At 48.9% G+C, this 18,450-nt stretch carries 21 protein-coding genes, 1 riboswitch and 1 other annotated feature; of the genes, 3 read left to right on the plus strand and 18 right to left on the minus strand.

The annotated features are described in order from the left end of the window. Positions 1-14: 14 nt before the first annotated feature. The 4 genes from OVA33_RS18145 to OVA33_RS18160 form a co-directional block, all read right to left on the minus strand. Positions 15-1,142 (minus strand): glycosyltransferase, encoded by a 1,128-nt coding sequence (locus OVA33_RS18145; RefSeq protein WP_025649651.1) that lies wholly within the window; start codon positions 1,140-1,142, stop codon positions 15-17. A gap of 4 nt (positions 1,143-1,146) precedes the next feature. Continuing rightward, the gene (locus OVA33_RS18150; RefSeq protein WP_017417627.1) at positions 1,147-1,611 is read right to left on the minus strand and encodes a hypothetical protein; all 465 of its coding nucleotides are present in this window, start codon (positions 1,609-1,611) and stop codon (positions 1,147-1,149) included. Between the two features lie 21 nt (positions 1,612-1,632). Beyond that, entirely contained in the window at positions 1,633-2,202 is a 570-nt protein-coding gene (locus tag OVA33_RS18155; protein WP_014417549.1) for an alpha-helical endospore appendage domain-containing protein, read from the minus strand. A 140-nt stretch (positions 2,203-2,342) separates the two neighbouring features. Further along, a complete protein-coding gene (locus OVA33_RS18160) occupies positions 2,343-2,753 on the minus strand; it encodes an organic hydroperoxide resistance protein OhrB (protein ID WP_003154758.1) in 411 nt (136 codons plus the stop codon). Between the two features lie 73 nt (positions 2,754-2,826). Between OVA33_RS18160 and OVA33_RS18165 the strand changes: the two genes are divergently transcribed. Continuing rightward, positions 2,827-3,336, plus strand: coding sequence for a MarR family winged helix-turn-helix transcriptional regulator (locus tag OVA33_RS18165; protein ID WP_025649650.1), 510 nt, complete (start codon positions 2,827-2,829; stop codon positions 3,334-3,336). Between the two features lie 27 nt (positions 3,337-3,363). Here OVA33_RS18165 and OVA33_RS18170 read toward each other — a convergent pair whose 3' ends face one another. The 8 genes from OVA33_RS18170 to OVA33_RS18205 all read right to left on the minus strand — a co-directional run bounded on the left by OVA33_RS18170 (position 3,364) and on the right by OVA33_RS18205 (position 9,608). After that, the gene (locus OVA33_RS18170; RefSeq protein WP_007610880.1) at positions 3,364-3,789 is read right to left on the minus strand and encodes an organic hydroperoxide resistance protein; all 426 of its coding nucleotides are present in this window, start codon (positions 3,787-3,789) and stop codon (positions 3,364-3,366) included. 112 nt (positions 3,790-3,901) lie between these two features. After that, positions 3,902-5,149 (minus strand): glutamate-5-semialdehyde dehydrogenase, encoded by a 1,248-nt coding sequence (proA, locus tag OVA33_RS18175; protein WP_012117384.1) that lies wholly within the window; start codon positions 5,147-5,149, stop codon positions 3,902-3,904. Continuing rightward, a complete protein-coding gene (proB, locus tag OVA33_RS18180) occupies positions 5,146-6,258 on the minus strand; it encodes a glutamate 5-kinase (RefSeq protein WP_128974199.1) in 1,113 nt (370 codons plus the stop codon). Before proB ends, proA begins: the two co-directional genes overlap by 4 nt. Positions 6,259-6,327: 69 nt before the next feature. After that, positions 6,328-6,541, minus strand: a binding site (T-box leader). Between the two features lie 86 nt (positions 6,542-6,627). Continuing rightward, on the minus strand, positions 6,628-7,530 hold the full coding sequence (gene purU, locus OVA33_RS18185) for a formyltetrahydrofolate deformylase (RefSeq protein WP_025649648.1): 903 nt from the start codon (positions 7,528-7,530) through the stop codon (positions 6,628-6,630). A gap of 74 nt (positions 7,531-7,604) precedes the next feature. After that, positions 7,605-7,919 (minus strand): DMT family transporter, encoded by a 315-nt coding sequence (locus OVA33_RS18190; RefSeq protein WP_007407235.1) that lies wholly within the window; start codon positions 7,917-7,919, stop codon positions 7,605-7,607. Next, a complete protein-coding gene (locus OVA33_RS18195) occupies positions 7,919-8,257 on the minus strand; it encodes a DMT family transporter (RefSeq protein WP_007407236.1) in 339 nt (112 codons plus the stop codon). Before OVA33_RS18195 ends, OVA33_RS18190 begins: the two co-directional genes overlap by 1 nt. Before the next feature lie 66 nt (positions 8,258-8,323). Further along, a riboswitch (guanidine-I (ykkC/yxkD leader) is annotated at positions 8,324-8,432 on the minus strand. Positions 8,433-8,444: 12 nt separating this feature from the next. Continuing rightward, positions 8,445-8,990, minus strand: a complete 546-nt coding sequence (locus OVA33_RS18200; protein ID WP_017417624.1) for a GNAT family N-acetyltransferase — start codon at positions 8,988-8,990, stop codon at positions 8,445-8,447. A 99-nt stretch (positions 8,991-9,089) separates the two neighbouring features. Next, positions 9,090-9,608, minus strand: coding sequence for an acyl-CoA thioesterase (locus OVA33_RS18205; RefSeq protein ID WP_021493808.1), 519 nt, complete (start codon positions 9,606-9,608; stop codon positions 9,090-9,092). Positions 9,609-9,797: 189 nt separating this feature from the next. On the opposite strand from OVA33_RS18205, the gene OVA33_RS18210 reads away from it, so the two are divergent. Together OVA33_RS18210 and OVA33_RS18215 are read left to right on the plus strand one after the other, a co-directional pair. Next, positions 9,798-10,658 carry a dimethylarginine dimethylaminohydrolase family protein gene (locus OVA33_RS18210; RefSeq protein ID WP_025649646.1) on the plus strand — a complete coding sequence of 287 codons (861 nt, stop codon included), beginning with the start codon at positions 9,798-9,800 and terminating at the stop codon, positions 10,656-10,658. 70 nt (positions 10,659-10,728) lie between these two features. Beyond that, complete coding sequence (locus tag OVA33_RS18215) at positions 10,729-11,778, plus strand: lactonase family protein (RefSeq protein ID WP_071181727.1); 1,050 nt, start codon at positions 10,729-10,731, stop codon at positions 11,776-11,778. A 27-nt stretch (positions 11,779-11,805) separates the two neighbouring features. Here the strand turns inward: OVA33_RS18215 and OVA33_RS18220 are convergent, their stop codons facing one another. The 6 genes from OVA33_RS18220 to OVA33_RS18245 all read right to left on the minus strand — a co-directional run bounded on the left by OVA33_RS18220 (position 11,806) and on the right by OVA33_RS18245 (position 18,448). Next, entirely contained in the window at positions 11,806-12,777 is a 972-nt protein-coding gene (locus tag OVA33_RS18220; RefSeq protein ID WP_007610864.1) for an ABC transporter ATP-binding protein, read from the minus strand. Positions 12,778-12,780: 3 nt separating this feature from the next. Further along, on the minus strand, positions 12,781-13,680 hold the full coding sequence (locus OVA33_RS18225) for a C40 family peptidase (protein WP_063636815.1): 900 nt from the start codon (positions 13,678-13,680) through the stop codon (positions 12,781-12,783). After that, complete coding sequence (locus tag OVA33_RS18230) at positions 13,677-14,774, minus strand: mandelate racemase/muconate lactonizing enzyme family protein (protein WP_128974062.1); 1,098 nt, start codon at positions 14,772-14,774, stop codon at positions 13,677-13,679. The genes OVA33_RS18225 and OVA33_RS18230 overlap by 4 nt, the downstream gene beginning before the upstream one ends. A gap of 6 nt (positions 14,775-14,780) precedes the next feature. Next, on the minus strand, positions 14,781-15,716 hold the full coding sequence (locus OVA33_RS18235; RefSeq protein ID WP_025649643.1) for a S66 peptidase family protein: 936 nt from the start codon (positions 15,714-15,716) through the stop codon (positions 14,781-14,783). An 87-nt stretch (positions 15,717-15,803) separates the two neighbouring features. Beyond that, positions 15,804-17,423 (minus strand): peptide ABC transporter substrate-binding protein, encoded by a 1,620-nt coding sequence (locus tag OVA33_RS18240; RefSeq protein WP_022553464.1) that lies wholly within the window; start codon positions 17,421-17,423, stop codon positions 15,804-15,806. Next, on the minus strand, positions 17,420-18,448 hold the full coding sequence (locus OVA33_RS18245; protein WP_021493815.1) for an ABC transporter ATP-binding protein: 1,029 nt from the start codon (positions 18,446-18,448) through the stop codon (positions 17,420-17,422). Before OVA33_RS18245 ends, OVA33_RS18240 begins: the two co-directional genes overlap by 4 nt. Between the last annotated feature and the right edge of the window lie 2 nt (positions 18,449-18,450).

Here is an 18,450-nt window from a genome sequence, read left to right on the forward strand (position 1 = left end):
TGCAAAAAAAAGGATCAGGCGTTTGTCCGCTGATCCTTTTTTAATTGAGACAGAAGCTCTTGCGCGGGTTTAAATTGAGGATTGAACTTCACGGATTTTTTGGCGTAAGCGATGGCCGTCATATCATGGTTTAATTCAGCATGGCATTTTGCCATATAATAAAAAGCTCTGAAATCGGCGGCACCTTTTAAAATTAAGTGATCAGCGTTTTCTCCTTCAACCTGCGTTCCGTTTTCAAATGCTTTGATTGCCGCTCTGTACTTTTCCAAATGATATAATACAAGGCCTTTATAATAATGAAGATTGCTGTAATCAGGATATAGCTTGAGCACTTTTTCAATCCCTTGTTCGGCTTCTTCATACCGTTTGAGCTCAAGCAATATTGTATATTTCAAATAATACAGGAGAGACGGAGGCATTCGTTTTTCGCTTAAAAATTGAAAAATTGAGCCGTTGACAAGATGTAATGCTTTTTCATAGTCTTTTATTCTGTAGCATTCACTTGCCAAATGATAGACAAGCCACGGATCAGGATTTTCCTCTGAAAGCTCTTCATTTAAAATGCTGATATTCCGTTTATGTTTTTGCTTGATCTTTTCTTCCTGCTCCAAGTAGCCGTAGTGATGAATCACACATGGGAGCGTGAAAAAAGCATTGTTTTCTTCCTCATTGGAAGCCGAGATATTCTCGTGAATTCTGCCTTGATACAGAAGGCCTTTATGATTGCGGAACAGTCTCGGCTGCATGCTTTCAAACGCTTCGTTTTCATCGAGCTGCTTCCCCGTATAATTGATGATTTTCAAAAGGCCCCGGCTCGGTAATCCATCATGAAGCAGCGAAGTTAAAAAACGGCCCGTCTCCTGATCGAGCTCTTCATCCGCGTCAAGCATTAAAATCCAATCTCCTTCGGCATGCTGCAGGGCGTAATTTCTGGCCTTTGCGAAATCATTCTCCCATTCGAAATCAAACACTCTTGCCTGAAAGCTTTTGCAGATATCTTTTGTATTATCTTGTGATCCGGTGTCTGCGATGACGATCTCATCAACGATGTCTTGTACACTTGATAAACAACGGGAGATGTATCTCTCCTCGTTTTTCACAATCATGCAAAGAGTCAGTTTACATTCAGCATTTCCGCTCATTTTCTCACCTTTCCCGATTTTGGAGTTGTTGATTGAACCAAGGCCGTTCAGGAGTGCCGTTCATCGTTATGATGACAGGCCGCACCCATCTGACGGCAGGTTCGGCAGTTGATTCTGCATCCCATTCCTGAAGCTGCCTGACAGCCCGCTTCGTAATGGGATGCGCCCGGAATTCGCGCGGGCTTTCAAAAATGAATTTTTTCGTTCGTTCCGTCACTGTCTTCATTTCATGAAAGTGCCGCTCATACATCTGCTTCTGCTCTTCTTCCAGGCTGACCATTAAAAACAGACGGCCGCCAGTTTCCATCTGCCAGCGGCACAATGCGGAGAACAGCCTGATTTCTTCTTTGTAATCTGAATCCCTTCTTTTATCCACGGTCACAGATAATATATTTAACAGCGCAATCGTGAGGCAATGCATGGCTTCAAAAGATGTCTGTTTCGCTTTTGAGATGCTTGGATACGGCATATGCTTCACCCGTCTCTTTTTTTATGAACGCTCCCCGCCTTTTTTCTTCCAACCGCAGTCCTCACAATCCCCGCACTCACAGCAGCCAATGCGGCCGTAAAACAGGCCGTCACACGGATCTTCAGGATGCGGATTCGGAAAGCACGGGTCGCATGGATCTTCCGGATCACTGGGATCGTCCGGATTCCACGGGTCATCAGGATCGCCCGGATCACTCGGATTACTTGGGTCGTCCGGATTCCACGGGTCATCAGGATCGCCCGGATTACTCGGATTGCTTGGATCGTCCGGGTCCATACAGGCTTCAGAATCCTGTAAGAAGATAATGTCCTCAAGCTTCGTCTGCAAAAGGAGTTGTGATTTCATGACGGTGCGCAGGAGCCGTTCAGTGCTTCTATTGATTGATGACAATTCCTCCAAGGAGGGATCGCCGGAAGCGCCGAGAAACATTTGAATCCTTTCCGCTTCCGCCTGCAGAATATGGGATAGTCCGATTTCTTCCATAGCCACGGATGAAAGAAGGAGGTTCAGGGTCTCACATCTGGAGAGTGTAATGTCGGGGGTGATGTTCGGTATGTTTGGAAGAGACATCGATTTCTCCCTCTTTTCTCTTGGTGTCATTATGCAAAAGTGCTATATCGTATTCTTATTCCGGGAGAGAAGAGATCATTACTGATGTTTTCGTTAATAAAATATCCCGGATATAAAATCCGGGATATTCGTTCGTTGATTTATTTTAATTCAAGTTTGACGTCTACATTTCCTCTTGTTGCTTTTGAATACGGACAGAACTCGTGAGCGGCGTGCACCAGCTTCTCCGCCGTTTCTTTATCAAGATCTTTTGTATCAATGACGAGCGTTACGCCGATTTTGTAACCTCCGTCACTCTCATCTTTTAAAAGGCTGACCTGTCCTTCAATTTCAGAGGTCATGTCGATTTTTTGTTTTTGGGCGGCGAGCTCAAGCGCTCCCCCGAAGCAGGCAGCATACCCTGCCGCAAAGAGCTGTTCAGGGTTTGTGCCGGTTTCTCCGTCTTTTTTTGCATTCGGCATGATGATGTCAAAATCCAGCACCCCGTCTTCGGATTTAATATGTCCTGCTCGTCCGCCGACTGCGGTCGCTTTTGAAGTAAATAATGCCATTATTATCAGCCTCCTCATTGTACTTACTGTATATATTGCCCCTGCTCATATTTTTAAACATGAGGAATAGGAAATGGACCGTTTTTCGGCTACAATAGGGGTAACGTTAACAAACAAAGAGTTGGTGAAAGAAGTAATGGCAGAAAAAGATTTTGAACATATGAAACTGGAGAATCAGCTTTGTTTTTTGCTGTACGCAAGCTCAAGGGAAATGACGAAACGGTACAAACCGCTGCTTGATAAGCTCAACGTAACTTATCCCCAGTATTTGGCGCTGCTTTTATTATGGGAGCACGAAGAACTGAATGTGAAACGGATGGGTGAGCTTTTGTACCTGGATTCCGGAACGCTGACACCGATGCTGAAACGGATGGAGCAGCACGGAATCATCATAAGAAAGCGGTCGGCTGAAGACGAGCGATCCGTGACGATCAGGCTCACAGATGAAGGACGGGCCTTGCAGAAAACAGCGGCGGATATCCCCATTGCCATGCTGGAACAGACGGGACGGTCAAAAGAGGAATTAAAGCAGTTAAAGCAGTCGCTTTATGAGGTTTTGAATACGCTGCACGGCAAAAAATAAGGATGCCCCAAATGGGCATCCTTATTTTTATTCTGCTGCCAGAAGCTTCACTTCAATATTTCCCGCTGTCGCTTTTGAATACGGGCAGACACCGTGCGCTTTTTGAATAAGGGCTTCAAGCTCCTGTTTATCAATGCCGGATGCTTTGACCTCAAGCGTAACGCCTAGTTTATATCCTTGGTCTGCTTCATCTTTCAGCAGACTGACATGCGCAGTGACCTCTGTTTCAATACTCAGACGCTCTTTTCTTGCTACGAGCTGAAGAGCGCTGTCAAAGCAGGCTGAATATCCTGCGGCAAACAGCTGCTCAGGGTTTGTGGCATGTTCGAGCTTTTTTGCTCTTGGCGTTCCCGGCATGGCAACATCAAGATTCAGCACTCCGTCAGAAGACGTGACTTTCCCTTCACGTCCGCCGGCGGCTGATACGGTTGCAGTAAATAATGGTTTTGTCATGTGAATTCACCTCTATTATATTGTGCACAATTTAATATTACACAATATAATAGAAACCGTCAATCTTTCCGCATAAAAAAGCCTACCCTTTTTGAAGGATAAGCTTAAAAGATTATACGCGGATTTGTCCGTTTCCTTTGATGATGATTTTTGTAGATGTTAACGCCGGAAGCCCCATTGGCCCTCTCGCGTGAAGCTTTTGCGTGCTGATGCCGATTTCGGCTCCGTATCCGAATTCAAAACCGTCCGTAAACCGGGTTGAAGCATTATGATACACGGCGGCGGCGTCAACGGCGGTCTGGAAGTAAGCCGCATGCTCGGCGTTCTCCGTCAGAATGGCTTCTGAATGGTTTGTGCCGTACTGCTGAATGTGGCGGACCGCCTCCTGTACGTCCTGCACCGTTTTCACACTGAGAATCGGCGCCAGGTACTCCGCTCCCCAATCGGCTTCTTCTGCTTGTTTCGCTTGAGGCTCCAGTCTGCAAATCACCTGGTCTCCCCGGAGCTCCACCCCTTTTTCTGTCAGCTGATTCAGCAGCTTTCGTCCGTGTTCTTCGGCCCATTTTTCATGAATCAAAAGAGATTCAATCGCGTTGCAGACCGAAGGACGCTGTGTTTTGGCATTGATGACGACCTCGCTTGCCATTTGAGGATCTGCTGACTCATCTATGTACACGTGGCAATTGCCCGCTCCGGTTTCTAAAACGGGTACGGTTGATTCCCTGACCACAAGATCAATTAAATTTTTACCGCCGCGCGGGATCAATACATCCAGCCCGTCATTTAATGTAAAGAGCTGTTTGGCGGTTTCTTTGCTTGTATCTTCTATGAGCTGAACAGCATCAATCGGAAGCTTTGACAGCCCCAGTGCGCGTTTCATCACACTGACAAGCGCTATGTTGCTGTGGATGGCGGAAGAACTTCCTCTGAGCACAACCGCGTTTCCGGTTTTCAGGCAGAGTGTCGCCGCGTCTACGGTAACGTTCGGTCTGGCCTCATAGATCATGCCCACTACTCCAAGGGGCACGCGGATTTTTTCAATGGATAATCCATTTTCTTTTTGAATGGTCTCCAGCGATTCACCGACGGGATCTTCAAGACCGATTAATAGTTCCACGGCGTCCGCGATATCGAGCAGGCGTTTTTCATCAAGAGTCAGCCTGTCAATAATGTCAGGTGTCAGTCCTCTGTTCCGTCCCGCTTCAATATCTTTCTGATTCTCTGTTAAAATCAGCCGGCGTTCATTTCTGAGTCCGTCTGCAATACATTGGAGCGCTTCGTTTTTTTCAGCCGTCGTTTTCATGACCATTTCGGCAGCCGCTTCTTTTGCCAAGGCTGCTTTTTGCAATACTTCACTCATTTGTGTTCCCCCTCGTCAATTAAATTCACCCAATCATCTCTGTGAATCACTTCCACCTGCTTCGTTCCTGAAAGCTGGTCGCTCCGCTTCCCTTTGGCTTCTAAAATTTCATCGGATGAGTACTGCGTCTGCCCTTTGCCGATAATGCCGCCGGGCCCTCTGACTTCCACTACGGCCCCTTTCGGAAAACTGCCGCAGACACCGGCGACACCGGCCGGGAGGAGACTTGACCCGTTATGGATCATCGCCTGCTCCGCTCCCCCATCAATGATGATTTCCCCTGATATCGAAGAATGAAACATGATCCATTGCCGTGTATTATTCACTGAGGACAGGTCTTTATCGCCGATATAAGTGCCGTCGCCTTTTCCGTCTAAAATTCCCATCAGTTTTTCCCGTCCGGAGCCGGTTCCGATAAACACCTTCACCCCGAGCGACAAAGCGGTCTGGGCGGCGAGAAGTTTTGACTTCATGCCTCCGGTGCCGACCTTTGAGCCTGCTGATCCGGCATACCCGAGCAATTCTGGTGTGATGTCATTCAGATAGTCGAACCGCTTTGCGTCCGGGTTTTCATTCGGATTGGCATCGTACAGCCCGTTAATGTCTGTGAGAATCATTAATTGGTCTGCATGAATCAACCCGCTTACAAGCGCCGACAGCATGTCGTTATCACCGAACGTCAGCTCTTCGACTGATGTGGAATCATTCTCATTAATAATCGGCACGACGCCCCGCTCCAACAGTTCCATTACAGTGGCATAGGCATTTCTGTACCGCTCTCTTTTTGAGAAATCATTTCTTGTTAATAAAATTTGTGCCGGCGTCAGACCGTATCTTTTTAAATGGTCCATATATTGCTGCATTAAAAGCGTCTGGCCGACTGCGGCAGCTGCCTGCTTTCCTTTTATCGTAACGGGTCGCGACGGATAGCCGAGAGCGGAAAAACCCGCTGCCACCGCGCCTGAGGTAATGAGGATCACTTCATGCCCGTTTTCTTTTAATAAAGAAATGGCTTCCGTATGTTCCTTGATTTTTGCTTCATCAATACTTCCATTACTGTTGGTGAGCGAGCTGCTCCCGATTTTCACAACAATTCTTTGTTTTTTCATCATTTCTCCTCCGTGGCAATCAATCCAAACCGGCTCTCGTCAATAAAAAAAGCCCATTCCGTCCTGAAAAATAAGGACGAAATGGGCTTTCCGTGGTACCACCTTGTTTGAACGCGTTTTTCACGCGTCCCGCTTTCCTGTAACGCCAGGTTATCGCGCCTGAGTTTTCCCCTCAGGACTCCAAGGCAGGTTCGGCAGGTTTCATGCGGCAAAATGTTTCAGCGGGCCATTTTGCTCTCTGTCACAGAAAGTTCTGCGTACTGATCCTCTTCAACGCTCAATGATTTTTTTATATTATGCAAAGAAAACAGGTTCTTGTCAAGACATTTTCGTCCATAAAAAACAGTCCGCCTCCCCGGCGGACCGTCATTAATTAAATACGATCGTTTTGTTTCCGTGAACGATGACGCGGTCTTCCAGATGCCATTTTACGGCTCTTGCCAACACGCTCCGCTCAATCGTTCTGCCGATATTCTTCAGATCCTCTGCGTGATCTCTGTGATCGACGCGTTCAATATCCTGTTCAACAATCGGCCCTTCGTCAAGATCGTCCGTCACATAGTGAGAAGTCGCGCCGATTAATTTCACTCCGCGCTCATAAGCCCGTTTATACGGATTAGCGCCGATAAAGGCCGGCAGAAATGAATGGTGGATGTTAATAATCCGATTCGGATGGGCAGATACAAAATCAGACGTCAAAATCTGCATGTAGCGGGCAAGAACGATCACATCAATCTTATACTGCTCCAGCAGCTCAAGCTGGCGCCGCTCCACTTCGGCGCGGATGTCTTTGTTAGCTTTCATGTAATGGAACGGAATATTCAGCGGTTCGACCACTTCTTTGGCCTCTTCGTGGTTGCTGATGACGACCGCAATTTCGGCCATCATATTGCCGCTTTGCCACTCCCAAATCAGTTCATGAAGGCAGTGCAGCTCCTTCGATACAAAGATCGCCACTCGCTTCAGCTCACTTGCCAGAGACAGGCTCCATGTCATGCCGAATGTCTGGGCGATTGAGGCGAACGCCTGCTGTAAGTCCTCTTTTTTCTCACGAATGCCCTTGCAGTCGAATTCGATCCTAAGAAAAAACCGTCCGCCTTCAGGGTCAGTCGTGTATTGATTTGATTCAATAATGTTTGCGCCATGTTCAAACAAAAACGCCGACACGGCCGATACAATTCCCGGCTGGTCGGGGCAGCTGACAAGCAGGCGCCCTTTTTCCTCATTCCCGCGGCGGTATTCTTTCAGCCGCTGTGTCATATATGAATTCATCTGTTTTAATCCCTCGTATCTTCATAATTCGTAACTTACTAATAGATTATACTGAAGATTTGATAAAAATCAATTTACGAAAGAATTTTCAGCCCTACGGCAGCGCATAAAATAAGCGCAATGAAAAAGATGCGCTTCGCATCCTTCTGCTCGCCGTAGAAAAGAATGCCGGCTAATGCTCCGCCCGCTGTGCCGATACCGGTCCAGATCGCATAGGCCGTGCCCATCGCGATCGTCTCCATCGCATAAGAAAGCAGGGAAAAAGAAGCCGCAAATCCGGCGATAATGAAAAGAATCCACTTGACTTTCTTTTCTTTTTGAAATTGATTCATTAAAATGACCCCGAGCATTTCACAAAGACCCGCGGCTATCAGGCTGATCCAATGCATTACGCCTTCTCCTCCTTCGTCTCAGGCTTATCCTGTGTGACCAGCTTTAATCCGATGACACCGATCAGCAAAACGCCGATCAGCACGATTTTCACCGGATCGGCCTGTTCTTTGAAAAGCAGGATTTCACTGAGCACCGTGCCCGCTGTCCCGAGTCCGGTAAAGACCGCATATACCGTTCCTACGGGCAGGCTGTCTGTCGCCTTGATTAATAGATAAAAACTGATGATGATTCCCGTAATCGTGCCGCTCCACGCCAGTGCAGAATCAGCATGTTTCAGGCCGGTGACCCACACCACTTCAAATACGGCCGCTATGACCACTAAACCCCATTTCATGTTCTTCACCCTTTCTGTATCCGGACAATACAAAAAAGCCCGGATAGTCGTCTCACATGAGATTGACTCTCCCGGGCTTTTTTCCCTCCGTGTGCATATGCGGGATATGTCCGCATATGTGTTTTCTCTCGGACCAGGCCATGTATGAACATGCGGAACCCTAGAAAACATGTCTGTTCGTATCATACTACATTTCGCCGAAACGTTCAACGTCAGATGTGATGTCAAAAACCGTCAGCTGCCTCTCCCATTTGGTAACGGTCTCACCGGGCACCATACCGATTTTTTCCGCGACACGGACGGAGGCAGCGTTTTCCGGATCAATCAGCGCCGCTATGCGTCCGTATTGCTGCGTATGAAAACCGTAGTCCAGACAGGCGTTCGCCGCCTCTGTCGCATAGCCGCAGCCCCAGTGGCGGCGGGCAAACATATAGCCGATTTCCATCAAAGTGTTTCCGTTTACCGTCTGCGGAACGATTCCGCATTGACCGAGAAATGCGCCCGTCTCTTTATCCTCTGCGATCCAAAGACTGACGCCGTATCCTGCGGCCAATCGTTTGTTCCAGGCAATCCATTCCTTCGTTTCCCGTCTGCTTTTAAGAGAAGGATAATATTTCATGACCTCTCTGTCGGTAAACAGCCCGTACAAATTTTCTTCATCGTCATCCCGCATAGTCCGCAGACGGATACGCCCGGTTGTCAGGATGGTGCCGGAAGACTTATGTTCCATCATGCACGCCACGTCTCCTTTCCCTGTAATAGATTATGGATCCAGCAGGAAAAGTCCTTTCTCAGCATAAAAAAACCGCTTTTTAAAAAAGCGGTTTGACGATTACCAAGGTTTATCTGTTCCGAGCGCCTCGGCCAGGGCCTTGCTGTGTTTTAAGCGGTTTTTTCGTTCTCCGGCGCGCTGAACGGCCGTATTGTGAAGCATGACTTCTTCCTCGGTTTCCGGCACGATTCGCGGAACGGGTACCGATTTCCCGTTTGAATCAAGCGCGACAAAGGTCAGAAACGACGTTGCCGCAAGCTCGCGTTCGCCCGTCATCAGATGTTCTTTAATGACTTTGACAAACACCTCCATAGACGATGTGCCGACCCATGTGACGTAAGATTCAAGGCATACGGAATCCTGTTGGCCGATGGGGCGCAAAAAATCTACAGAATCCATTGAAGCCGTGACTGTTTCACACCGGCAGTGGCGGGCCGCGGAAATTGAAGCGATATCATCAATGTAGCTCATCAGCTTTCCGCCAAACAGCGTATTGTGATTATTCGTATCAAGCGGAAAAACCCTGCTTGTTTTAACAACCCTTGTTTCTTTGCAAAATCTTGATTCTGGCAACTTCATATTATTTAAACTCCCCTTTGGTGTCTGGTCGTTTTGACTCATTCATCTGTACCCTATTAAACAATACTTTGACCGTTTTGTCTAAAATTTTAAATATTAAGTTGGTTAGATATTCTCTCAGAAATGTTTCATTATTCACCACATCCGGGAATAATAAACGCACATTGAATACCGATAGGAGGATATCACATGGACGTATCTATTCCCAAATCCACGCGGAAACCGGCTTGCCGCAGTGAATTTGATGCTTTGCAGACAGTCATCTTATGCCGGCCGGAACACATGGCCATCAAGGATATTATTAACGGAACGCAGAAACATTTCAAACAAGAAAATATTAACATACCCGTTGCCCTCAAACAGCATAGTGAGTTTATTGACATTTTAAGATCTCATCAGATTGAAGTCGTCCTGCTGCCTGCCGATTCCGCATTGCCTGAGCAGGTATTCACCCGGGATATCGGATTTGTATTAGGCGAGACGGCGTTTATTTCAAACATGGCGGCTTCAGTCCGGCAGGGAGAAGAAAAAGTGTTTCAAGACCTGCTTGACAATAAGAAAATCCCTTATACGCGACTGAAAAAAGCGAACATTGAAGGCGGCGACATCTTGATCGCAGACGGCACCGTTTACGCCGGGCTGAGCAAGCGCACGGATAAAGCGGCTGTCCGGGAGCTGCAGGAGGCGCTGCCGGAGATGACGGTTGTGCCGATCCCTCTCAAGGAGGATTTCTTACATTTGGACTGTGTATTTAATATGATCTCGGAAACGGAAGCGCTATACTGCAAAAATGGCTTGCGGCAGAAAGAAATTGATCTTCTCGCCGAACGTTTTGAGATGATAGAAGTGCCTGAAGAAGAGCAATTCACGCTCGGCCCGAATATCCTGTCAATCGGCAATCAGACAATTATCAGCCTGCCGCAGCACCGTCATACGAACCGCGAGCTCAGAAAAAGAGGTTATACGGTCATTGAAACCGAGTTTTCCGAAATTATTAAATCAGGCGGTTCCTTCCGCTGCTGTACCTTGCCGCTTGTCAGAACATCTTAAACATTTACAAGGCAGTTTCCTTCAAGATACGTTAATATAGAGAAGACAAGACTCTAAAGGGGGAAACCGAATGGCTAAGTACATAGGATACGCGGGAACATATACAAAAGGCGGAAGCGAAGGCATTTATTGTTTTGAACTTGATACAGAAGCGAAACGGCTCAGCCGTCCGAAGCTGGCAGCAAAGCTCGGCAACCCGACATACGTCACTCCGAATTCTGATAACAGCATGCTGTATTCCATTGAAAAGGCAGACGGAAAAGGCGGTGTCGCAGCCTATCAGATTCATCAGAACAGCGGGGAATTAACTTTTGTGAACCACCAGCTGATTGAAGGCCCGTCTCCATGCCACGTCAGCATTGATAATAAACATGAATATGTGTTAACCGCTAATTACCACAGCGGAAAAGTGCACGCCTTTCCCGTCAATAAGGACGGAAGTCTGCGGGAGCCGGCTGCCGAAGCCGCTCATACGGGAACAGGTCCTCATGAAAGACAAGAGAAACCGCATACCCATTTCGCAGGCTATACACCTGAGCATAACTACATTGCAGCCGTCGATTTAGGGACGGATACGCTTTATACTTACCAAATGAAAAACGGTTCGCTCACAGAGGTGAAAACTCACTCTTTCACACCGGGTTCAGGGCCGCGCCACATCGTTTTCCATCCGGCGGAAAAATACGCCTATGTCATGACGGAAATCAGTAATGAAGTCATCGCGCTTGAATACAACCCGACCTTAGGTGAATTCAGAGAGCTGCAGGTCATTTCCGCTTTGCCTGAAGGCTTTACGGACAAATCGCAAGGCAGCGCGATCCGCATATCTAAAGACGGCAGATTTCTTTATGCCGCCAACCGCGGACATGACAGCATCGCCATCTATAAGATCAACCAATATTCCGGTGAATTGTCTCTGATTGAATGGGTGCCGACAGAAGGAAACTGGCCGCGTGATTTCGCGTTTGACCCTTCCGAGACATTCCTTGTCGCGTCAAACGAAGAAACGGGAAATCTGGTTTTGTTTGAACGCGACTCCGAAACGGGCAGACTGACTCTGCTCCAATCTGACATTCCGGTTCCGTATCCGGTCTGCGTGTCATTTCTGCATCAGGTTTAATCAAAAAAGAAAGCTGACTTTATATTGTCAGCTTTCTTTTTTGTATAAATGGCAGGCGACAAAACGCCCCGCCTTCACTTCTTCAAGCTCAGGCGTTATCTTACCGCAGAGCTCCATCGCTTCAGGACACCGCGTCCTGAATACACAGCCGCTCGGCGGGTTAAGGGGGCTCGGCAGCTCCCCTTTCAGAATAATCCGTTCACGCTTGTCCTCAAGAAGCGGATCAGGAATCGGGATTGAGGATAAAAGCGCCTTCGTATAAGGGTGAAGCGGTTCCCGGTAAAGCGCAGCGCTTTCTGTAATTTCCATCATGCGGCCCAAATACATCACGCCGATCCGGTCGCTGATATGCTTGACCATTGATAAATCGTGGGCGATAAATAAAAATGTCAGTCCTTTCTCTTTCTGAAGCCTTTTTAAAAGGTTGACGACCTGAGCCTGTACCGACACATCCAGCGCGGAAATCGGCTCATCCGCCACGATAAATTCGGGATGCAGAGAGAGCGCTCTGGCAATCCCGATTCTCTGCCTCTGTCCGCCGCTGAATTCGTGGGGATACCGGCTGCCGAAATCCGGATGGAGTCCGACAGCTTCAAGCAGTTCATCCGCCATCATCAGACGGGCTTTTCTTGTATTGTAAAGATTGTGGATTTCCATCGGCTCCATAATAATTTCCCTTACGGTCAGGCGCGGATTTAACGAGGCGTAAGGGTCTTGGAAAATCATCTGCAGCTTGCGGAAGAAGACCGACCGCTGTTCTGCCGCGGCACGGTGTATATCCGTCCCTTCATATGATACCGAACCGGCCGTCGGGTCATACAGACGGAGAATAACCCTTCCGAGCGTCGATTTACCGCATCCCGATTCTCCGACAAGTCCGAATGTTTCCCCTCTTTTAATGTGAAAGCTGACACCGTCGACTGCTTTTACGGCTTTCTTTCTTCCTGCGTCAAAATGCATTTTCAGCCCGCTGACTTCAAGGAGCGGAGATGCCGTCATTTTCTATTCCCCCTTTTCGCTTATACAGCGGCGTACGGTGCATAATTCTTTTTGATAGACGGTTCCTTCCAAAGACAGCACTTCGATTGTTTTTCCCGTTTTCGGGGAGTGCATCATCCGGCCGTCTCCCAGCGCCAAACCGACATGGTGGATCGCGCCTTTTCCTTCTTCATAGGCGAAAAACAAAAGGTCGGCCGGCCGGATATCGTTTACCGCCGCGCCGCACCCGGCTTTTGCTTGGTCCTTTGCATCACGGGGAAGGGTATAGCCGTTTGCTTTAAATATCGAATACATAAACCCGGAACAGTCAAACCCGAAACCGCTCAGTCCTCCCCATAAATACGGAAGCCCGAGAAACATCATGCCCGTTTCGATGACATCGGCCGCCCGTCCTTCCGTATGCCGGCACTCGTCTGCGTCAGCTTCATTTACGAACCTTTCTCCGAGGGGCGTCACCACCCGGAAAAAGCCTTTCTCACGTCCTGATGCCGGAAGACGCGTTAAGAAACTTACTTCCAAGTCCGGTTCGCCGTTTGTGTGATATAAAATAGCTGTCGGTTTGGTAATCCATACGGCGGGGGAAGATGTATGAAAGCCGTCTTTTGAAAGCTGGTTTTTTTTCATCCAGCCCGGATATCCGCGCGCGTCCTTGTTTGAAGGCTGGCCGGGAACGGCGACAAAAGCCCATTCCCCTTCCTCTTTGAGAATGATCACTTCTTCTCCGAAAAGCGCTTGCGTTTGGACAAGGTTGTCTGTGCATAATTGCAGCCGCTCTTTATATCCCATAGACACTAACCATTTTCTGATCTGCGGCGGGTTTTCAAGCATCGGCGCATCATCCGAACGGGGAGATGACGGCAGCGTCCATACGTTGGCTGCCGCCGCTGTAACGGCTGCTCTCATCTTTTCGCCTCCTCTTGTATCGACACACCGGTAATGCCGAGACCCGGTTCATCGGGAATCGTAATCTGACTGCCGCTGTATGTGATGCCGCCTTGAATCAAATCATCTTTCAGCATAAGCGGCGCATCAAAATCAAACCTTGTCACATTCCGTTTGCCCGCGGCAAAATGAGCCGCGGCGGTGATGCCGAGCTTGGTCTCAATCATGCTGCCGACCATGCATTCCACGCCGCACGTTTCGGCCATCGCATTGATTGTTTCCGCCTGCTTTATGCCGCCCGCTTTCATCAGCTTAATATTGATTAAATCGGCGCTTCTCGTCTGCAGCACGTGAAAGGCCTGACGGGGGGTAAAGACGCTCTCATCCGCCATAATCGGCGTGTCTACGGCATCTGTGACCTGCTTCAGCCCGGCGATATCGTCTTTATGAACAGGCTGCTCGACCAGCTCAATGCCCAGGCCGGCGTCTTCCATCTTTCGGATCGCAGTCACGGCTTCTTTCGGCGTCCAGCCTTGGTTGGCGTCCAATCTCAGTTTGACGTTTCCGCCGACACGTGATCTGATCGCCTGAATCCGGGCAATATCGTCCGATATGTCACCTATGCCGACTTTTATTTTTAAAATATGAAATCCTTTGTTCATATAACGGTCTGCATCCCCCGCCATCTCCTCAGGAGAATTGACGCTGACGGTAAAATCTGTTTCCAGTGTATTCCGATAGCCGCCGAGAAGCCGGTAAAGCGGCTGTCCGTGCATCTGCGCCCATCCGTCATATACAGCCATATCCACCGCGGCTTTTGCGCTTTGGTTTCTTTCCAACAGCCGGCTGATATCATACAGAACAGCTTCCGTGCCGAAAAGGCTCCGCCCCGAGAGAACGGGCTTCAGCACATCGTGGACGGCGCTTTCAATACCGGCCGTGCTGTCGCCTGTAATGACAACCGTCGGCGGCGCCTCCCCCCAGCCGGTCAGACCGTTGTCAAAAGTGAGCTTCACAATGACCGATTCAGCATTGTAAACCGTGCGCAAAGCGGTCTTAAACGGCTTTTTCAGCGGCACGGACATCCGTCCCGTTTGAATATCTGTAATCTTCACGCCTGATCACTCCCTTCCGGAAACCCCCGATTCAATCGTTACCGCTTTGGCCGCCGTATCCATAACCGCGCGGGCTCCGATCGGAACGGCGAAGCTCGGTGAACAATGGCCGATTTTAAAGCCTTTAAGCGCGGGCTTCCCTGATTTGACAATGTAATCATTCAGCACTTGCTCTAAGGTAAGGGACTTTTCTTTGTTTTTCGGTTCGCATTGGTGAAAGTCACAGACCAGGATTCCGGCTGCATCTGACAGTTTTCCTGCCATCTTTAATTGATTCAGCATTTTGTCGATTTGATACGGCTCCTCATCAATATCCTCGATAAACAGCAATTTGTCTTTCGTATCGATTTCAAACGGCGTGCCGAGCGTGGACGTAATGAGCGACAGATTGCCGCCCGCAAGCTCTCCCTCGGCCCTTCCGCCTGTCAGCACCTCTAAGGGAGAAATGTCCTCCGTATAGGTGAATTCCGTTTCTGTAAAAAGCTGATGATACGACGCTTTTGTCAGGGGATCAGCGTCTTCAAGCCCGACATCCGTGCTCAGCATCGGGCCGTGAAATGTGACGAGCCCCGTATTTTGATGAATGGCGGTATGTAAAAACGTAATATCACTGTATCCCCAGAAAATTTTCGGATTGCGGCGGATTAAGCCGAAATCGATGTCGGCGGCAATGCGGCCCGTGCCGAATCCTCCGCACGCGCATATCACCGCTTTGACATTCTGATCACTAAACATGTCATGGAGATCATCGAGACGCGCCCGGTCCTCTCCCGCCAAATAGCCGTGACGGGTCTTCAGCGCCCGGCCGAGTTTCACTTGAAGGCCAAGCTCATTCTCTAAAAAACGCAGCGCGGTTTGCAGCGTCCCGCTCTCAGGCGGGCTTGCGGGCGCAATCACACCGACCGTGTCGCCTTTTTGCAGTGCTTTCGGTTTATGGTTCATGACTTTTTCAATCTCCTTTCCGGATTGAAAAGTGAAACACGCCGCTCCTTTAATGGATAAAGAGCGGCATATGTTTCCGCTGTAAGATCAGGACTTTTCCGCCCATTTCAGATCAATGTAACCGACGGGGTGCCGGACAATGCCCTTCACGCCGCTGTTCTGCAGATGCACCTGATTGTAAAAGTAAATCGGAATGATCGGAGCCTCATTCATGAGCAGCTTTTCCGCTTTATGCATGAGCGCAAAACGTTTTTTGGCATCGGCCTCCTGTTTTGCCTGCTTGATGCAGCCGTCGTATGCCGCGCTGCCCCAGCCGGTGCGGTTCATGGAATTATCCGTTTGGAAAGCCTCAAGAAAACTGATCGGATCTGCGTAATCCGGTAAAAATGAGCTTTGAGAGAACTGGAACTTCAGTCCTTTCTGCTCTTCTAAAAAGACGTTCCATTCCATATTGGCGAGCTTAACGTCTATACCGAGCACACTTTTGAGCTTCTGCTGAACCGCTTCCGCTATTTTCTTATGCTCCGGTTTTGTGCTGTATGTCAATGTAACGGCGGGCAGCTTGTCATAATGCTCTTCCGCCATGCCTTTTTCCAGCAGTTTTTTGGCTTCTGATTCATCCGGATTTAATAAACTGCCGCCCGCTTCGCGGAAATCTTTCCCGTCAGGCTGAGTAAATCCCGGGGATACAAAGGCATGTGCCGGCTTTTCACTGTTTTTGGTCACATAATCCGTGATTTCTTTCTGATCAATCGCTGCGGCGAACGCTTTTCTGATCTTCTCATTTTGAAACGGCTCCATTTTTACGTTAAAACGATAGAAATAGAGTCCGGCCTGATCCCACGTGCGGACATTTTTTCCTCCCATCAGCTGCTCGCTCAGCTCTGCCGGCACAAAGGCGGTATCCAAATCCCCCGACTGGAACATCTGATAGTCGGTATTCCGGTCACTGACCATCGCCCAGGTGACTTTATCCAGTTTCACCGTCTTTTTATCCCAATACGTCTCGTTTTTGACCATCGTCATGCTGTCGTCATGCTTCCATTCCGTCAGTTTGAACGGCCCGTTGCCGACAAAGGTTTTTGCTTCAGTGAACCATTTCGGATCAGCCTTGGCGACCTTCTCATTAATCGGGAAATACGCCGGATTGGACACGACGCTCAGAAAATAATCCTGCGGTGCCGCCAATGTGACGACAAGCGTTTTTTTATCTTTTGCCGTGATTTTCACGTCTTCTTTTTTGCCTTTTCCGCTGTTAAATTCTTCCCCGCCTTTGATCATATAGCCGAGAAATGCGGAAGATGCGCCCGTTTTCGGATCGAGCATCCGTTTCCAGGCGTACACGAAGTCTTCCGCCGTAACGGGATCGCCATTTGTCCATTCGGCGTTATCACGGATATTGAAGGTATATGTCAGCTTATCAGCGGACACCTTCCAGCTTTCCGCCATGGCCGGTTCGGGTTTATTATCTTTTCCGAGCCTCGTCAATCCTTCCATGATGTTATTCAGCGGCTGCCAGGAAACATTATTAAATCCGATCGGCGGATCAAGTGAGGTCGGCTCATTTTCGTTATTGAGCCGCAGCACCGTTTCACCCCCCTGTTCTTTTGCTTTGCCGGGTTCTGTCCCCGCCTGTTCATTGGCTGTACAGCCCATCAGAGCAAACGAAACAACAGCAATCACACCGATCGCCCATCTCTTTTTCATTTCAATCCCCCTTTTTCCTCTGCTGCCGTCAGCTGCTGCTTCAGCCGCTCTGCACGGTGATCCTGAAGCCAGCAATTAACGATATGGCTTTTGGATTTCACGGTTGTTGCCGGGTATACCTTTTCACAGACGATCATCCTGTCCGGGCAGCGGGCGGCAAACGGGCAGCCCGGCGGCGGATCGAATAAATCAGGCGGCGTCCCGTCAATCGGCGACAGCTCACTATCCTCCATATCCAGCCGCGGCACTGAACGAAGCAGCCCCTTTGTGTATGGATGAGCCGGACGGTAAAAAATATCATGCCTCGTGCCGATTTCGGCGATTTTCCCCGCATACATGACGGCGACTCTGTCGGCGGTCTGAGCGACGACGCCGAGATCGTGTGTGATCAGAATAATAGACACGCCTGTTTTTCTTTGAATCTTCTTAAATAATTCAAGGATTTGTGCTTGAATCGTCACATCAAGAGCCGTTGTCGGTTCATCGGCGATCATAATTTCCGGCTCGCAGATCAGAGCCATCGCGATCACGATCCGCTGCCGCATGCCCCCGCTTAATTGGTGGGGGTACTGCTTCAGGCGGGATTTCGAGTCCGGGATACCGACCAGATCCAGCATGGCGAGAACTTCGGATTCAGCTTGTTTTCTTGTCATGGCGCGGTGTTCCAACAGCGCTTCTGAGAGCTGATCCCCTATGGTCAAAGTCGGATTGAGAGCCGTCATCGGGTCCTGAAAGATCATAGAAATATCGCGCCCCCGGATTCCCCGCATTTCCCGATCCGACATTTGGCAAAGGTCTTTCTGTTTAAATTGTATGCTTCCGGATTCAATCTTTGCCGAATGTTTCGGAAGAAGACCCATCACGGCTTGTGACGTCACGCTTTTTCCGCAGCCCGATTCACCGACGATCGCAAACGTTTCACCTTTATATAAATCGAAGCTGACGCCTCTTACGGCTTTTACAGTGCCTCCGTATGTTGAAAAAGTAACATGCAGATTTTGAACGGAAAGAACTTGCTGCGCCATTT

Source organism: Bacillus sp. KICET-1, assembly GCF_027721405.1.
Classification (GTDB): Bacteria; Bacillota; Bacilli; order Bacillales; family Bacillaceae; genus Bacillus; species Bacillus velezensis.

What these genes read in the sequence shown, in the direction of transcription:
- OVA33_RS18145 (WP_025649651.1), bottom strand. Translation starts at nt 1,142, where the DNA reads ATGAGCGGAAATGCTGAATGTAAACTGACTCTTTGCATGATTGTGAAA.
- OVA33_RS18150 (WP_017417627.1), bottom strand. Translation starts at nt 1,611, where the DNA reads ATGCCGTATCCAAGCATCTCAAAAGCGAAACAGACATCTTTTGAAGCC.
- OVA33_RS18155 (WP_014417549.1), bottom strand. Translation starts at nt 2,202, where the DNA reads ATGTCTCTTCCAAACATACCGAACATCACCCCCGACATTACACTCTCC.
- OVA33_RS18160 (WP_003154758.1), bottom strand. Translation starts at nt 2,753, where the DNA reads ATGGCATTATTTACTTCAAAAGCGACCGCAGTCGGCGGACGAGCAGGA.
- OVA33_RS18165 (WP_025649650.1), top strand. Translation starts at nt 2,827, where the DNA reads ATGGACCGTTTTTCGGCTACAATAGGGGTAACGTTAACAAACAAAGAG.
- OVA33_RS18170 (WP_007610880.1), bottom strand. Translation starts at nt 3,789, where the DNA reads ATGACAAAACCATTATTTACTGCAACCGTATCAGCCGCCGGCGGACGT.
- proA (WP_012117384.1), bottom strand. Translation starts at nt 5,149, where the DNA reads ATGAGTGAAGTATTGCAAAAAGCAGCCTTGGCAAAAGAAGCGGCTGCC.
- proB (WP_128974199.1), bottom strand. Translation starts at nt 6,258, where the DNA reads ATGAAAAAACAAAGAATTGTTGTGAAAATCGGGAGCAGCTCGCTCACC.
- purU (WP_025649648.1), bottom strand. Translation starts at nt 7,530, where the DNA reads ATGAATTCATATATGACACAGCGGCTGAAAGAATACCGCCGCGGGAAT.
- OVA33_RS18190 (WP_007407235.1), bottom strand. Translation starts at nt 7,919, where the DNA reads ATGCATTGGATCAGCCTGATAGCCGCGGGTCTTTGTGAAATGCTCGGG.
- OVA33_RS18195 (WP_007407236.1), bottom strand. Translation starts at nt 8,257, where the DNA reads ATGAAATGGGGTTTAGTGGTCATAGCGGCCGTATTTGAAGTGGTGTGG.
- OVA33_RS18200 (WP_017417624.1), bottom strand. Translation starts at nt 8,990, where the DNA reads ATGATGGAACATAAGTCTTCCGGCACCATCCTGACAACCGGGCGTATC.
- OVA33_RS18205 (WP_021493808.1), bottom strand. Translation starts at nt 9,608, where the DNA reads ATGAAGTTGCCAGAATCAAGATTTTGCAAAGAAACAAGGGTTGTTAAA.
- OVA33_RS18210 (WP_025649646.1), top strand. Translation starts at nt 9,798, where the DNA reads ATGGACGTATCTATTCCCAAATCCACGCGGAAACCGGCTTGCCGCAGT.
- OVA33_RS18215 (WP_071181727.1), top strand. Translation starts at nt 10,729, where the DNA reads ATGGCTAAGTACATAGGATACGCGGGAACATATACAAAAGGCGGAAGC.
- OVA33_RS18220 (WP_007610864.1), bottom strand. Translation starts at nt 12,777, where the DNA reads ATGACGGCATCTCCGCTCCTTGAAGTCAGCGGGCTGAAAATGCATTTT.
- OVA33_RS18225 (WP_063636815.1), bottom strand. Translation starts at nt 13,680, where the DNA reads ATGAGAGCAGCCGTTACAGCGGCGGCAGCCAACGTATGGACGCTGCCG.
- OVA33_RS18235 (WP_025649643.1), bottom strand. Translation starts at nt 15,716, where the DNA reads ATGAACCATAAACCGAAAGCACTGCAAAAAGGCGACACGGTCGGTGTG.
- OVA33_RS18240 (WP_022553464.1), bottom strand. Translation starts at nt 17,423, where the DNA reads ATGAAAAAGAGATGGGCGATCGGTGTGATTGCTGTTGTTTCGTTTGCT.
- OVA33_RS18245 (WP_021493815.1), bottom strand. Translation starts at nt 18,448, where the DNA reads ATGGCGCAGCAAGTTCTTTCCGTTCAAAATCTGCATGTTACTTTTTCA.